Below are 15,042 nucleotides of genomic sequence, written 5' to 3' on the forward strand. Positions count from 1 at the left end.
TAAAGCGGCCTCTTGACTGCTACAAGCGCGCTTTGCATGGTTATGGGCAAAATCCGACATCATAATTGATCGAAATTTAGTGCCATCGCTAAGGTTTCATTAAGGAGCCACTCGGCAAATGGAAGGGGTCTGCTGTTTCGCGTGGGTACGGGCATGAAAAAAACTGGTTTGTTCCTTTCTGTCGTCGGCCTGACCGCCGCGTGGAGCAGCTTTGCGGCAGAGCTGCCTGGCAAGAATCCCCCCGTTTCGGGCGCTAGAAACGTAACCGATGTGGCAATGACGATGCCGGACACGCTTGTGACCGGATCGATCCCGCGCAGCTCCTCGATTGCGCCTGTCAGCGGCGACCTCAAAGCCGGCCTCGACGCTCTGTCCGACAAGAAACCCCAGCAGGCACTTGCTGTCAGAAACGGCATGGCCGCAGGTTCTCTCGACCGACACATACTGACCTGGGCAATCGTGACTTCCGGCCTGCCGGGCGTTCCGTCCTCCGAGATCGCCGCGGCCGCGCGCGAACTTGCCGGCTGGCCAGGCCTCGGCGGGCTCCGCTCCAGTTCGGAACGGGCGCTCTACAACGAAAACCCACCCGCAGACGAGGTCCTTGCGGCATTCGGCAACACGCAGCCGGAAACGGCGCAGGGTGCCGTGGTCCTTTCGCGCGCCCTGGTCTCTCGCGGCCAAGCCGCACAGGCCACGAAGTTCATTCGCAAGATCTGGCGAACCGAGGGTCTCGACAAGCCCTTCGAGAACAAGGTGCTGGCCGAATTTTCCGGCCTGCTAACCCCCGCCGATCACAAGGCGCGAATGGATTATCTGCTTTATCGCGACCGGGCGGCCCAGGCGAAGCGCTTCAGCGACCTCGGCAAGGCGCAGTCGCTCTACAATGCCTGGGTGGCGGTCAACAACAAGTCAGCCAACGCCGGCGCGTTGTTGAGCTCGATCGACGCCAAGTGGAAAAGCGACCCGGCCTATCTGTTCATGCGGATCGAATATCTGCGCCGTCAGGACAAATATGACGAGGCGGCCGCTCTTCTGGCGCAGATGCCGCGCGACCGTGCGGCACTTATCGATCCGGGCCAATGGTGGAACGAACAGCGCATCGTCAGCCGGGGTCTGGCCGACGAGGGCAACTTCAAGGCTGCCTACCGGATTGCTGCCAGCAATGTTGCCGTAAGTCCGCAGGATGTGGGAGAAGCAGAATTCCATGCCGGCTGGTACGCGCTGCGTGGTTTGAATGACGGCGCAACGGCAGAAAAGCATTTCCAGAAGATCCTGCAGGTATCGAGCGGACCGATCTCCGTCTCGCGCGCCTGGTATTGGCTTGGGCGAGCAGCCGAAGGCGGCGGGCCCGGAAAAGCTGCGGATTTCTATGGCAAGGCCGCTGCTTTGCCGACGACGTTCTACGGCCAGTTGGCCGATGACCGACTTGGCCGCCGGACGCTCAATGTGACCTATCCGACGCCTACGACGGCAGATCGCCAGCGTTTTCAATCGCGCGAGGCCGTTCTGGCGATCTCGAGGCTCGAGGCGGCCGGGAACGGCTGGCGCGCCGACAGCCTCTATCGCGCGCTGGCGCAACAGCTCCAGAGCCCCGGCGAAATCGCTATCCTGGCGGCGCGAGCCGAGAAATCCGGCAATCACCAGCTCTCTCTTCAAGTCGGGAAGATCGCCTATGGCCGCGGCGTCGACGTCGCAGCGCTTGCCTTCCCTATCGGCGTCATCCCCGACAATGCCAACATCGCCGGATCGGGCAAGGCGCTCGCCTATGCGATTGCTCGTCAGGAAAGCGCGTTCAACCCGCAGGCCGTCTCCTCGGCAAACGCTCGCGGCCTTCTCCAGCTGCTGCCGAAGACCGCGAAGGCCGTCGCCAGCCGCCATGGCATCGCCTACTCCAAGGATCGCCTGACCGATGATGCCGGCTACAATGCGACGCTTGGCGCGCATTATCTCGGCGAACAGATCGATGCCTTCGGCGGCTCCTACATCCTGACTTTCATTGCCTACAATGCAGGCCCGAACAAGGTGCCGGAATGGATCGACCGTTATGGCGATCCGCGCGGCAAGTCGATCGACCAGGTCGTCGACTGGATCGAGCGCATCCCCTTCCCCGAAACCCGGAACTATGTCCAGCGTGTCATGGAAAACTACCAGGTTTACAAGGCGCGGCTCGGCCAGAAGACCGATATCGAGCAGGACCTGATCCGCGGTCGAGGCTGAAGGCTACTCCCAAGGGAGTAGATTGTCGAAACTGCAAAAATGGCGTTACATCCTCGTCGGGGAATCAACGACCGAGGGCAGCGTCGATGACCACCGACTACGAGATCGGCTTTCTTGCAAGGATATTCGAGGCATCGGACGGGCTGAAGCTCTATGCGCGTGACTACGGCCACGACAACCCGCTGACGGCAGATCGGCCGACTGTATTCTGTCTGCCGGGGCTGACGCGCAATTCGCGTGACTTCCACCAACTGGCACTTATCCTCTCCAGCGACACGATCGCCCCACGCCGCGTCATCACGCTCGATGCGCGTGGCCGCGGGCTATCGGGCTGGGACGACGACAAGAGCCGTTACAATCTCAGCGTCGAAGCGGCGGACGTGCTGTCTGCCTGTGCGATTTTCGACGTGCCAGAGGCGGTGTTCATAGGGACATCTCGCGGCGGGTTGGTTCTGCATCTGCTTGCTACCCAGCGGCCGGACATCTTGAAGTCCGTTATTCTCAACGATATTGGGCCTGCCCTTGAGGTGGAGGGCCTGGCCGAGATCCGAGACTACCTCAACAGCGACAGGAGGCCTGTCAGCTGGGACGATGCGGCCGCAATCATCAGGGCCAACCACGGCGACAGCTTCACGATCCTCAACGATGAGGACTGGCTGGATATGTGCCATGCGATCTACGCTGACATTGATGGAAAAGTCACCGCGGATTTCGACGCCGCGATTGCGCAGCAGATGACAGCGCTCGATCTGAGCAGACCCTTGCCGACGCTGTGGGAGCAGTTCGACGCGTTCGGCGGCATTTCGCTGATGACCATACGCGGCGAAAATTCGAAGCTTCTCTCCGTGGAAACGCTTGCAGAAATGGGGAAGCGGCACCCCGGCATGCTAGCCAAGACGGCAATCGGGCAAGGTCATGCGCCTATCCTGCACCTCGACGATTTGCCGTCGGCGATCCAGAGCTTCCTGTCGGCGAGTTGACCAGCATAATTGCAAAAAGAATGGCCCGGCTGCTATGCCGGGCCACTCCTCCTGGGATCAATTAGAACGATACGAGCTTAGAAGCTGCGCTGGAAGCGAAGGATTCCGGCCCACTGATCCTGGTTGACGGAGTCGAAGTTCGTGTAGCTGACTTCAGGCGTCACGACCAAGCCCTTGACCACGGTGTACTTGACGTTGGCAGTGGCTGCGAAAATCTTCGAGTCCGTATACGCGAGCTGCAGGTTGGCGTTCAGCTTGGCGTCGAAGGGTACGGTTACGCCGCCCCAAACAGCCCAGTCGCCCCAACCGCAAAGATCGCCGCGACCTACCGGGCAGGCCGACCGCGCCAGGTTCGTGCCGGCATACTGGTTAAGCTTCGAACCATCCGTGTTCCAGCCACCCATCAGGAAGGCCTTGAAGACGCCGAAATCAGCATCGACGCGAGCCTTGATCGCGCCTTCTTCGACGATCGAATCATAACCGCCAACAACCTTGAAGGACCAGTTGCCAGCCTTATAGCCGAGACCGAGAACGCCGTTCGGAGCGTATTGATTCGTCTTTGCAGTGACCCAAGCCGTGTTGCTCTTGCCGATAGCGTTTACGGTGGAGTTGCTGTCTTCGATCGAAGCGACCGCCGTGAAGCCGTTGCCAGCGTCGTAGTTGTAGGTCAGCTGATTGAGCTCGTACGGGCCGTCATAGATAACGTCGTCGTTCATCACGCCGCCGGCATAGCCCGCGAACTGATTGTACTGCGAGTCCGTCTTACCGACGGTGAAGCCGCCCAGGCTGATGTTTGCCCAAAGGAGCTTGGTCTTGTTGCCGTCGGAGCCGTTGCCGCCTTCCTGCCAATCCCAACGAACAACAACGTTGGTCTTGAGCGCGCCGTATTCGGAGTCGGTCGCCGTGTCGAGCTTGAGCTCGGCGCGGGTGTGCCAAAGCGTACCGTTATGGCTGAGGGGATCATAAGCGTCATACCACTTGCCTTCGGTACGAACAGCGCCGCCGACTTTGAGGCAGGTTTCCGTGCCGGGGATGTAGAAATATCCGGCGCCATATGCGTCGCAGATGCGAACGTATTCAAGGGGCTCCGGCTCGGCTGCAACAATAGCATCAGCCGCGTGAGCACCGGTAACCGCTGCGAGGGCAGCAGCGGAGCCGAGAAGAAGGCTCTTGATGTTCATAGTAACTCCATTTCGAAATATTGCTGGCGTGAAATTTCGCGCCGAAAATTGACGCGCAGTACCTCACACCGGTTCAAACAATCCCTACCCGGGCGAAGCGGGGCACACGACCCTGCTTCCGATGTTGAATTTACAGATCGAATTTTTCAGAGCAACAATAACAATAGATTATCGAAACAATCGCCATTTAATTATCGCCCGACGTTGCACAAAGATCACGTCACTATATCTTCATATCTATTTTAGTATTTTCTACATTATTGTATCGTTATCATATCAATTACATTCATATAAACGATCCACTTATATATCTATAGCTGCATTTAATTCGATAAAGTGACGAGTTATCTATATATAACTTTCCTGCTTCGGCGAAAGACAAACCACCCAGGTCGATCAGACGAAAAAAAGCCCGGCTCAAAAGCCGGGCTCCTCTCATTGGCCAAGACCAATTCGAAATTATTAGAAACTACGCTCGAAGCGAAGAATACCAGCCCACTGATCCTGATTGATCGAATCCCAGTTGGTGTAGGAGACTTCCGGCTCGACCAGCAGGTTCTTAACCGGGTTCCACTTGACGTTCGTCGTTGCGGCGAAGATCTTGCTGTCGGTGTATGCGAGCTGCAGGTTCCACTTGACCTTGTCGTTGAACGGTACGCCAACGCCACCCCAAACTGCCCAATCACCCCAGCCGATACCGGAAGCGGGGCCTGAGCCACCAGCACCCGCGTACTTGTTCAGCTTGTTGCCGTCCGTGTTGTAGCCGCCCATCAAGAAAGCCGTGAAACCACCGAAGTCGGCATCGACGCGAGCCTTGACAGCACCTTCTTCAACGATCGAGTCGTAACCGCCAACGACCTTGAAGCCCCAAGCACCAGCCTTGTAGCCGAGACCGACGACGCCATCTGGAGTGTAGTGGTTGCGGCTGGCCGGATTTCCCGGACCGGAGTTGCTGTCTTCAACGGAGACTACAGCCGTGAAGCCGTTGCCGGCATCATAGTTGTAGGTCAGCTGGTTGAGTTCGTACGGGCCGTCATAGACCACGTCGTCGTTGATGACGTCGCCGGCATAACCGGTGAAGACGTTGAACTGCGAGTCTTCCTTACCAACGGTGAAACCACCGAGGCTGATGCTTGCATGCAGAAGGTTAGTGCCGGTGGAGAGACCTTCCTGCCAATCCCAACGGATTTCAGTGTTGGTCTTCAGGGCGCCGTATTCGCTGTCAGTCGCGGTCTGCAGCTGCAATTCAGCACGGGTATGCCAAAGCGTACCGCGAGCGGAATTCGGGTTGTACGCATCGTACCATTGACCTTCGGTACGAACTTTACCGCCGATCTTCAGGCAGGTTTCCGTGCCCGGAATGTAGAAGTAACCGGCGCCGTATGCATCGCAGATGCGGACGTATTCCAGCGGCTCGGGTTCGGCGGCAACAATGGCGTCGGCCGCGTGAGCACCGGAAACTGCTGCAAGCGCCGCAGCGGAGCCGATAAGTAGGCTCTTGATGTTCATATTAACTCCAATTCAAAATCAATCGAGCTCGAGATTTTGCGCCTGACTGGACGCAACGCACCGGCCCCGGTTCAATATTCCCTTTTTCAGGAGAAACCGGATTTCAAGTCGCCTCTGATGGTGAGATTACAGATTCGGTTTTTCTAAGCAACATGAACAGCGTCTTCCACTCTGACTCAACAAACTATTGGTATTTCGAGTTGCAAAAAAAACACATTACCGATTTGCGACGCGATTTTTTCGCGATTTATGGGAATTAATATTATATATTAGTTAATTTATAGATATATTCTTTCTTAGTATTCCCTTTTATACGTTATAGTACAATATCACTATTCTATTTTACTTAAGTAGCGCTTTCTAAATCTACCCAAGTTGCGGAGGCCTGATGTTCAGGTCGGCCAAAGGCGCATTCGAGTCCAAGGACGCCGCTTGACCGGACGTCTCGCTCCTCCCGGCCTGCCTCAGTCGAGCCGGGCCAACTGCGGATGCCATGGGTCTGGAGATCTGCTGCCGGGCCGGCGATCTCAAAGGCTGGTAGTCTGATGGGAGAGCGGGAGGCGTTGCCGATGTAAATGGCTCTAGCGCGGCAGTTGCCCAGCGCTCGGCTGGAAAGCCTTCGCAAGCACGCGTCGCCTCGGCCCTGCGCTGAGACAGCCGTCGAAGATGGAGGAGAGGTGGCGGACCAGAACCTCTCGTCCTGCTAGGTGCCGGAAACGAACTCGACACACGCGAAGCGGCACTACCCAAAAACGAAAAAGCCCGGCTCGAAAGCCGGGCTTCTCTCATTGGCCGAAGCCAAATCAGATCATATTAGAAGCTGCGTTCGAAACGAAGGATACCAGCAACCGTGTCGTCGGATGGTACGTCGTAGTGAACGTAGGTGATTTCAGGCTCGACCAGCAGGTTCTTAACTGGGTTGAACTTGAGGTTCGTCGTAGCTTCGAAGATCTTGCTGTCAGAGTAAGCGAGCTGCAGGTTCCACTTGAGCTTGTCGTTGAACGGTACGCCAACGCCACCCCAAACTGCCCAGTCGCCCCAGCCGCAATCTGCCCCGTGAACAACGCCGTCAGACGTCGTGCAAGCAGAAACGTTCTGGTTCGAACCAGCGTACTGGTTCAGCTTGTCGCCGTCCGTGTTCCAGCCGCCCATCAAGAAGGCTGTGAAGCCGCCGAAGTCGGCGTCGATACGAGCCTTGATAGCGCCTTCTTCGACGATCGAGTCGTAACCGCCAACAACCTTGAAGGACCAAGCACCAGCCTTGTAGCCGAGACCGGCAACAACGTTCGGAGCATAGTGATCCTGCTTGGAAGTTTCCCAAGCACCGCCGTAGCTGGATGCATCGCTCGACGAGTTGGAGTCTTCAAGCGAGATAACGCCGGTAAAGCCGGTGCCGCTATCGTAGTTGTAGGTCAACTGGTTGAGTTCGTACGGGCCGTCATAGATCACGTCATCGTTGATGACGTCGCCGGCATAGCCAACGAACTGGTTGTACTGCGAGTCAGTCTTACCAACGGTGAAACCACCGAGGCTGATGTAGGACCACAGCAGGTTGGTGTTGGTGCTGTTGCCTTCCTGCCAATCCCAACGAACGATCGTCTCGGTCTTCAGGGCACCGTATTCGGTGTCCGTTGCCGTGTCGACGTTCAATTCAGCGCGGGTGTGCCACAGAGTGCCAACCTTGCTGTCACGGTTGTAAGCGTCATACCATTCACCTTCGGTACGAACCTTACCACCGATCTTCAGGCAGGTTTCCGTGCCCGGGATGTAGAAGTAGCCAGCACCGTATGCATCGCAGATACGTACGTATTCAAGTGGTTCCGGTTCAGCAGCAACAATAGCGTCAGCCGCGTGAGCACCGGATACTGCTGCGAGGGCAGCAGCGGAGCCGAGAAGTAGGCTCTTGATGTTCATATTGACCTCCAGTTCAAAGTTTCAATCGGATCCAGGATTTTTTGCCCTAAGGCATTCCCTGCCCCAGACCCATGTTTCAAGAAGTGGACGACACGCCCTCGCTTCCGAAGTTGAAAATACAAGACGCGGGCCGTCACGCAATCGACATCCGCTCGAACTAGCTAATTATGAGGCCTCTTATATAAGTGTTGTTGCTTAAAGGTCACAAAGCCGACACAGCCTGCCTTATTTCTTTATACTTTATTAAGAAAAGCTTTATCCTGCCGGGACTTAGGGCCTTCGCGAGACGGGCTACGCCTGTGGAAAACAGCGCAATCACGGCGCTGATTCCGGCCAAATGGGGCAGATCGGCCGTAACGAGAGGGAGTAACGCTCAAGGTCCGGCAACGAAGTCCGACTGACAAATCGCGCGGCGTTGACGCCAACTTGCGATTCGGGAGGCAGCGATTCCACAGTCTGTTGATTCGTCGATGAAATTCGATTCCGTGTCGCCGCCGATCATAATGTGACAATGGTGACGGGTGGAAAAGCTGACCGCTCGACCGCGATTGGTCAATTACCCAGATGTGAGTAGCCGGCGAGCAGATCTGAAATTTGGAAGGGTAGTGGCGGAGAGGAAGGGATTCGAACCCTCGATACGCTTTTGACGTATACTCCCTTAGCAGGGGAGCGCCTTCGGCCACTCGGCCACCTCTCCGAGGCCGTGACTATTTCGCCGAACCCATAAACGCAAGGTTTTTTTTCAGGCGGGTGGATAAATCAGGATAAAAAGTGTGGGGTTGGTCAGTAACCGCCGGACGTTGGTGTTTCGCCCGTGTCCGCATCAGGCTTGTATTTCATGCGCAGCCGCTTGAGCGCTGCTGAAAACTCCGACACATCGGCGCCGACGGCGACGAAGGTCGCACCGAGATCGAGGTATCGACGGTTCAGGCTCTCATGAGATGTCAGGATACCGGCCGGCTTCCCCGCCCTGAGGATCGTCGCTATCCCCTGCTCGATCGCCGCCTGCACTTCGGGAGCCTCGATGTTGCCCGGGAAATCCATGTCGGCTGCAAGATCCGAGGGGCCGATGAAGACGCCGTCGATGCCATCGACCTTGGCCATGCGCTCAAGATCGGCCATCGCTGCCCGGCTCTCGGCCTGGATCAGCAGGCAGATGTCGTCGCTCGCCTTGGCGACATAGTTGGGAATCGTGCTGAAACGGGACGCCCGCGCTATACCCGAGCCCATTCCTCGGACGCCATGCGGCGGATAGCGGACAGCGCGGACCAGCATCTCGGCCTGCTCGGCGCTGTCGACCATGGGGATCAGCAATGTCCGCGCACCGATGTCGAGCGCCTGCTTGATCATCCAGGTCTCGCCCACCGGCAAGCGCACGACCGGTTCGGACGGTGAGCCCTGAAGCGCCTGCAGCTGTGCCAGAATACTGCGCAGGTCATTCGGTCCATGTTCGCCGTCGATCACCAGCCAATCGAAACCGGCGTGACCGGCGATCTCGGCGGCATAGGCGTCCGCCATGGCGACCCAGAGGCCGATTTGCGGCCGGCGTTCGCGCAGGGCGATCTTGAAGGCGTTTGGCGGCAGGGTCATGAGGGCGATCCGAGCAGTTGCTTTAGGTCGGCATTTGGGTCGGCGAGGATGGCGCGGTCGGGTTCGATGCCGGCTTCCAGCAGTTTCTTGCCGGTGACGTAGGCACGCGCATCGTTGATGGCGTCGACAGCCACGAACTTGCCTGCCTTGAAATACCAGACCGAGGCCGAGCCTTCGCGCACCCCGTGCTTGAGGACGGTCTCGTCGTAGCCAATGTTGAAACCGGCGATCTGCAGTTTCACATCGTACTGGTCCGACCAGAACCAGGGCTTCGGATCATAGGGCTCGGTACCGCCTGCAAGGATCACTGCCACCGCCTCGGCCTGGTCGACCGCGTTCTGTACCGATTCGAGGCGGATGCGTCCGCCATTCCAGGGAAGCTCGGCGCAATCACCCATGGCGTAGATGGCGGGATCGGATGTGCGGGCAAATTCATCGACGACGATGCCGTTGCCGACATCCAGTCCCGCTTCCTTCGCGAGCCGATCGAGCGGCACGACGCCGATACCGACGACGACGAAATCGATGTCGAGGGTCGTGCCGTCGGACAGCTCAGCAGCGACAACATGCCCGTTTTTGCCGATCAGGCGCTTGAGGCCGGTCTTCTCACGGATGACGACATCACGGTCCTGATGGATCACGCGCATGATGTCGGCGGTTTCCTTGGCGGCGACGCGCTGGAGGATGCGATCGGCCATTTCGATGACGGTCACTTCGAGCCCGCGGTGGCGGGCAACGGCAGCTGCTTCAAGGCCGATATAGCCGCCGCCTATAATAAGGACGCGGCGGCCGGCCCGCATTTCGCCTGAGAGCAGGTCCGCATCGTTCTTGTCGCGGGCGACGTAGACACCTTCAAGCTCGCCACCAACGGCAAGGGGCAGGCGCCGCGGGGTTGCGCCGGTTGCCAATGCCAGGGTCTCGTATTCAAGCGTGCTTCCGTCCTGCATGACGACCTGTCTCTTGTCGCGCTTGATCTGCTCGACCCAGGTCGACAGGCGGATTTCAACATTGTTGTCGGCATACCAATGCTCGGGGCGGAACAGCAGCCTGTCGAAGGTCATTTCGCCAAGCAGGTATTTCTTGGAAAGCGGCGGACGTTGATAAGGCAGGACGTCTTCGGCGCCGATGATAGTGATTGGCCGCTGGTCCTTCAGTGTCCTCAGCTTTGCGGCAAGGGCGAAACCAGCCTGTCCGGCTCCGACGATGACCAATCTACCCGCCACGATATCCGCTCCACATTGCCGACGACATACTCGCCGTGTTCGGCGAGCATCTTCCGATGTCGACGGCAGGGGTATCCCCTCGCCCTTGGGGCGTCAACCACACCCCGCCTGCTGCCATCGATATCCAGCCCAATTAGTGCGGCAGCCTTGCTATTCCAGATGGTCAGTCGGCGATCTCTATCCAGCGCCGCTCGTGGAAGGACTGCGCCATGGCGTGCACGGACCTCTCGATCCGCAGGCCATCCGTGAAGGTGACAGTCGAAGATGGTTCACCCGAAATCGCCCGGATCAATTCGCGGCATTCGATGATCTTCAGGTCATTGAAGCCGAGACCGTGACCTGGCGCCGGGATAAAACGGTCATAGGGATGGTGCGCGGGTGCGGCCAGGATCTTGCGGTAGCCCTGCTCGGTGCCCCGCCCCTCGGCCTGATAAAGCTCGAATTCGTTCATCCGCTCCTGATCGAAAGAGATGGAGCCCTTCGAGCCGAATATCTGCAGGGCGATGCGTCCCTTCCGGCCCCACGCGGCGCGATTGGCCATCAGGACGGCGGAAATTCCACCGCCAAGGCGCATCAGCACATTGGCCGCATCGTAGTTCTCGACTTCCCGGCGTCCACCATCCTTGAGAGGGCGATCCGCATAGGGCTTGACCATATCAGTGATGACCGCTTCGACATGGCCGAACAGGAACCAGAGCATCGACAGCGGATGCACGGCGAAATCGTCGAGCGCGCCGGATCCGGAGACGCTTTCACTCTTCCAATAGAAGAGAGCTTCGGCATCGGCCATGTAGTCCTCGTCCATCTCGACGCGGACGTGATTGACGGCACCGATTGCGCCTTCGCCGATCAATGTCTTGATGTGTCGCATGAGCGGGTTCTGGATATAGTTGTAGCCAAGGATCGCTACCTTGCCGGAGTTCTTTGCGGCGGCGAGCATACGTTCCGCTTCTGCATAAGCCGGCGCCATCGGCTTTTCGCACCAGACATGCTTGCCGGCGTCAAGCGCCGCGATCGCCATCTCGGCGTGAAACTGGTTTGGCGTGGTGACGGAGACGACATCGACATCAGGGTCGGCGATCAGCTGCCGCCAATCGGAGGTCGCCTTTTCGAAGCCGAACTCCGAAGCGCGGCTCTGCGCCAGTTCGGCATTTGCTTCGGCGAGATGAACCAGCTTCGGACGCTCGACGTCGCCGAAAACCGTCTTCACCGCGTTCCAGGCCAGCGCATGGCATTTGCCCATGTAGCCGGTTCCAATGAGACCGATGCCCAACGCCTTCATATTTAACCCTCTCCTCTAGCCCGCTCCCGGCTTCAAGGACAGTTTTTGGAATATTTGGACCGTTTTGACAAGGCACTGCTCGGTCGTGGCAAGATACGATACGGCCGCTTTTCGCAATTCTAATAGAAAATACAGCGGCTTAAAAATCTTGGTGCCGCGAAAAACGAAATCCGCTATGGTCGCCATATGGAACGTTTGTTTCATCAGCAGATATAAACCCGCGAAGGGCCGAGGAATGGACGACGATATCAAGGTTCCGAGGAAAGTCCCCCGGGATTTCGAAAGCCTGCGCAGCACGATCATCGAGCGCAAGAAGGCGATGCCCAAGCGCCTTGCGCAGGTCGCGGCGTTCGCGCTGAACAGCCCTGACGAGATTGCCTTCGGCACGACGGCAAGCATTGCGGCGGCGTCCGACGTACAGCCTTCGACGCTCGTGCGACTGGCTCACCATCTCGGCTATGAAGGCTTTTCAGATCTCCAGAGCATTTTCCGGGAGCGGTTGCGGGATCGGACCTTGAGTTACGAGGAACGGCTGATTTCGCTGGAGGAAACCAGTGGCGAGGACGAGAACGCCAATATCCTGTCCGGCTTTATTTCCGCGGCGAGCCAATCGGTCAACCGGCTCGCAGCGACGATACAAACGGACACCTTTGCCAAGTCGGTAGAGATCCTGGCGGCGGCAGAGACGATCTACCTGATCGCCAAGCGACGGTCCTATCCCCTCACCGCGCACATGACCTATGCCTTCTCGAAACTGAACATCCGCCACCAGATCGTCGCCTCGCCGAATGGCGTCGACCAGGAGCTCGTGCAGTTCGCCACACCGCGAGATGCGGCGATCGCTGCGAGCTTCTCACCCTATGCGGCCGAAAGCCTGATCCAAAGTCAGGCGCTCACTGAGCGTGGCGTTCCCGTTATCGCGATCACCGATTCGGCGTTTTCACCCCTGGCCGCCTGCGCGACGCATTGGTTCGAAGTGGCGGAATCGGATTTTGCCGGTTTCCGGTCGCTGTCGGCCTCGATGGCTTTGATCATGGCTTTTCCCGTTGCCATTGCAGAACGGCGGCGCAAAACTATCCTTGCAAAACCTATCAAGGCCAAAATGGAATAAACATTCCGAATTGACAAAATACTGGAACCAATGTTTCATTATGGCTATAAGGCGCCGGCACCGGGAGATGCCCGCTGCGATCTCGACGGGAGGATATCATGGCAGATCAGAACCACGGCGCGCGGCCGGAGCCGACGCTTGATGTGATTGCCATTGGCCGTTCGTCGGTCGATCTCTACGGCCAGCAGATCGGCTCGCGACTCGAAGATATTGCATCCTTTGCCAAGTCCGTCGGCGGCTGCCCGGCCAACATTGCCATCGGCACTGCGCGTCTCGGCTTGAAGTCGGGTTTGATCACGCGGGTCGGCAACGAACAGATGGGTCGCTTCATTCGCGAGCAGTCGGCCCGTGAAGGCGTCGCGACCGATGGAATTGTCACCGACAAGGAACGATTGACAGCCTTGGTGCTGCTCGCCGTCGAGGCCGAGGGCGTCTCACCGATGATCTTTTACCGCTCGGACTGTGCCGACATGGCGCTTTGCGAAGAGGATATAGACGAGGCTTTCATCCGCTCTTCCGGCGCGGTGCTGGTTTCCGGCACGCATTTTTCCAAGCCGAACACCGAGGCTGCACAACGCAAGGCGATCAGGATTGCTAAGGCTGCCGGCCGCAAGGTCGTGTTCGACATCGATTATCGCCCAAACCTCTGGGGCCTTGCCGGCCATGCGGAAGGTTTCGAGCGCTACGTGAAATCCGATCGCGTCACTGACAAGATGAAACAGACGCTGCCGGATTGCGACCTGATCGTCGGGACGGAAGAGGAAATCCTGATCGGATCCGGTGCCGACGACGTGCTTGGCGCATTGAAAACCATCCGAAGCCTCAGCGCCGCGACCATTGTCCTGAAGCGTGGTGCCATGGGCTGCATCGTCTATGACGGGCCGATCGCCGATGACCTCGAAGCCGGCATCGTGGGCGAAGGGTTTCCGATCGAAGTTTACAATGTACTCGGGGCCGGCGACGCTTTCATGTCTGGTTTCCTGCGCGGCTGGCTGAAGGGCGAAGCGTTGAAGACCTGCGCCACATGGGCCAATGCCTGCGGTGCCTTCGCGGTCTCCCGCCTTCTCTGCTCGCCGGAATATCCGACCTGGGCCGAGCTCGATTTCTTCCTGAAAAACGGCAGCAAGCACCGGGCGCTGCGCAAGGACGAGACGATCAATCACATCCATTGGGCAACCACGCGGCGTGGTGAAGTGCCTTTGCTGATGGCGCTGGCGATCGACCATCGTTCCCAACTGGTGAGTGTCGCCGACGAACTCGGCGTGTCGTACGAGCGGATCAACGCGTTCAAGCGGCTTGCGGTTTCGGCTGCGGCGCGCGTGGCCGACGGCCGCGAGGGCTACGGCATGCTGATCGACGAGCGCTTCGGGCGCGATGCCTTCTTCGATGCTGCAACCAAGAACTTCTCCTGGATCGGACGCCCGGTCGAGCTGCCGGGTTCCAAGCCGCTGCGTTTCGAATTCAGCCAGGATATCGGCTCGCAGCTTATCGAGTGGCCGACGAACCATTGCATCAAGTGCCTTTGCTTCTATCATCCTGACGATCCGGCCGAGCTGAAGACCGAACAGCAGGAAAAGCTTACGACTTTGTTTGAAGCGGCGCGCAAGGTCGGACGCGAACTTCTGGTCGAAATCATCGCCAGCAAGAACGGGCCGTTGACCGACACGACCATCTCGACGGCGATGGAGGAGCTTTATGCGCTTGGCATCAAGCCTGACTGGTGGAAGCTGGAGCCGCAGGCATCGACTGCCGCATGGCGCAGAATAGAGGCGGTGATCGCCAAAAACGACCCATTGTGCCGCGGTATCGTGCTGCTTGGACTGGAAGCGCCGGCGGAAGAGCTGCTGAAGGGTTTCGAGGCGACGCTCGCAGCGCCTTCGGTCAAGGGCTTTGCGGTCGGTCGGACGATCTTTGCCGATGCGGCACGGGCCTGGATGTCCGGTGAAATCAACGACGAGGAAGCGATCGCCGACATGGCCGGCCGCTTCCGGCACTTGACCGAGGCGTGGCTCAAGACCCGCGGCCTTTGAGAGAA

Annotated in this window: 10 protein-coding genes and 1 tRNA gene; 4 read left to right on the forward strand and 7 right to left on the reverse strand. The window is 58.4% G+C overall.

The features are described 5' to 3' along the window. Positions 1 to 276: 276 nt before the first annotated feature. Positions 277 to 2,217 (forward strand): lytic transglycosylase domain-containing protein, encoded by a 1,941-nt coding sequence (locus CPY51_RS01940; protein WP_420820658.1) that lies wholly within the window; start codon positions 277 to 279, stop codon positions 2,215 to 2,217. A gap of 86 nt (positions 2,218 to 2,303) precedes the next feature. Then, positions 2,304 to 3,197, forward strand: coding sequence for an alpha/beta fold hydrolase (locus tag CPY51_RS01945; protein WP_111158352.1), 894 nt, complete (start codon positions 2,304 to 2,306; stop codon positions 3,195 to 3,197). Between the two features lie 77 nt (positions 3,198 to 3,274). Here CPY51_RS01945 and CPY51_RS01950 read toward each other — a convergent pair whose 3' ends face one another. The 7 genes from CPY51_RS01950 to CPY51_RS01980 all read right to left on the reverse strand — a co-directional run bounded on the left by CPY51_RS01950 (position 3,275) and on the right by CPY51_RS01980 (position 11,896). Further along, positions 3,275 to 4,378, reverse strand: coding sequence for a porin (locus CPY51_RS01950; RefSeq protein ID WP_111158353.1), 1,104 nt, complete (start codon positions 4,376 to 4,378; stop codon positions 3,275 to 3,277). A gap of 462 nt (positions 4,379 to 4,840) precedes the next feature. Continuing rightward, positions 4,841 to 5,887 carry a porin gene (locus CPY51_RS01955; protein ID WP_111158354.1) on the reverse strand — a complete coding sequence of 349 codons (1,047 nt, stop codon included), beginning with the start codon at positions 5,885 to 5,887 and terminating at the stop codon, positions 4,841 to 4,843. A gap of 813 nt (positions 5,888 to 6,700) precedes the next feature. Next, positions 6,701 to 7,801, reverse strand: a complete 1,101-nt coding sequence (locus tag CPY51_RS01960; RefSeq protein WP_111158355.1) for a porin — start codon at positions 7,799 to 7,801, stop codon at positions 6,701 to 6,703. Between the two features lie 606 nt (positions 7,802 to 8,407). After that, positions 8,408 to 8,498: transfer RNA gene (locus CPY51_RS01965), tRNA-Ser, on the reverse strand. A gap of 86 nt (positions 8,499 to 8,584) precedes the next feature. Further along, complete coding sequence (locus tag CPY51_RS01970) at positions 8,585 to 9,391, reverse strand: aldolase/citrate lyase family protein (RefSeq protein ID WP_111158356.1); 807 nt, start codon at positions 9,389 to 9,391, stop codon at positions 8,585 to 8,587. After that, the gene (locus tag CPY51_RS01975) at positions 9,388 to 10,614 is read right to left on the reverse strand and encodes an NAD(P)/FAD-dependent oxidoreductase (RefSeq protein ID WP_111158357.1); all 1,227 of its coding nucleotides are present in this window, start codon (positions 10,612 to 10,614) and stop codon (positions 9,388 to 9,390) included. The genes CPY51_RS01970 and CPY51_RS01975 overlap by 4 nt, the downstream gene beginning before the upstream one ends. Before the next feature lie 163 nt (positions 10,615 to 10,777). Beyond that, positions 10,778 to 11,896: a Gfo/Idh/MocA family protein gene (locus tag CPY51_RS01980; RefSeq protein ID WP_111158358.1), complete on the reverse strand. Its 1,119-nt coding sequence runs from the start codon at positions 11,894 to 11,896 to the stop codon at positions 10,778 to 10,780. A 235-nt stretch (positions 11,897 to 12,131) separates the two neighbouring features. Here CPY51_RS01980 and CPY51_RS01985 point away from each other — a divergent pair, with 235 nt between their 5' ends. Both CPY51_RS01985 and CPY51_RS01990 read left to right on the forward strand, forming a co-directional pair. Continuing rightward, entirely contained in the window at positions 12,132 to 13,007 is an 876-nt protein-coding gene (locus CPY51_RS01985; RefSeq protein ID WP_111158631.1) for a MurR/RpiR family transcriptional regulator, read from the forward strand. Positions 13,008 to 13,105: 98 nt separating this feature from the next. Then, positions 13,106 to 15,037: a bifunctional 5-dehydro-2-deoxygluconokinase/5-dehydro-2-deoxyphosphogluconate aldolase gene (locus tag CPY51_RS01990; protein WP_111158359.1), complete on the forward strand. Its 1,932-nt coding sequence runs from the start codon at positions 13,106 to 13,108 to the stop codon at positions 15,035 to 15,037. The last annotated feature ends 5 nt before the right edge of the window (positions 15,038 to 15,042 follow it).

Source organism: Arminella tubonensis (assembly GCF_003240585.1).
In the GTDB taxonomy this organism is placed as follows: domain Bacteria; phylum Pseudomonadota; class Alphaproteobacteria; order Rhizobiales; family Rhizobiaceae; genus Rhizobium; species Rhizobium tubonense.

What these genes read in the sequence shown, in the direction of transcription:
- CPY51_RS01940 (WP_420820658.1), top strand. Translation starts at nt 277, where the DNA reads ATGACGATGCCGGACACGCTTGTGACCGGATCGATCCCGCGCAGCTCC.
- CPY51_RS01945 (WP_111158352.1), top strand. Translation starts at nt 2,304, where the DNA reads ATGACCACCGACTACGAGATCGGCTTTCTTGCAAGGATATTCGAGGCA.
- CPY51_RS01950 (WP_111158353.1), bottom strand. Translation starts at nt 4,378, where the DNA reads ATGAACATCAAGAGCCTTCTTCTCGGCTCCGCTGCTGCCCTCGCAGCG.
- CPY51_RS01955 (WP_111158354.1), bottom strand. Translation starts at nt 5,887, where the DNA reads ATGAACATCAAGAGCCTACTTATCGGCTCCGCTGCGGCGCTTGCAGCA.
- CPY51_RS01960 (WP_111158355.1), bottom strand. Translation starts at nt 7,801, where the DNA reads ATGAACATCAAGAGCCTACTTCTCGGCTCCGCTGCTGCCCTCGCAGCA.
- CPY51_RS01970 (WP_111158356.1), bottom strand. Translation starts at nt 9,391, where the DNA reads ATGACCCTGCCGCCAAACGCCTTCAAGATCGCCCTGCGCGAACGCCGG.
- CPY51_RS01980 (WP_111158358.1), bottom strand. Translation starts at nt 11,896, where the DNA reads ATGAAGGCGTTGGGCATCGGTCTCATTGGAACCGGCTACATGGGCAAA.
- CPY51_RS01985 (WP_111158631.1), top strand. Translation starts at nt 12,132, where the DNA reads ATGGACGACGATATCAAGGTTCCGAGGAAAGTCCCCCGGGATTTCGAA.
- CPY51_RS01990 (WP_111158359.1), top strand. Translation starts at nt 13,106, where the DNA reads ATGGCAGATCAGAACCACGGCGCGCGGCCGGAGCCGACGCTTGATGTG.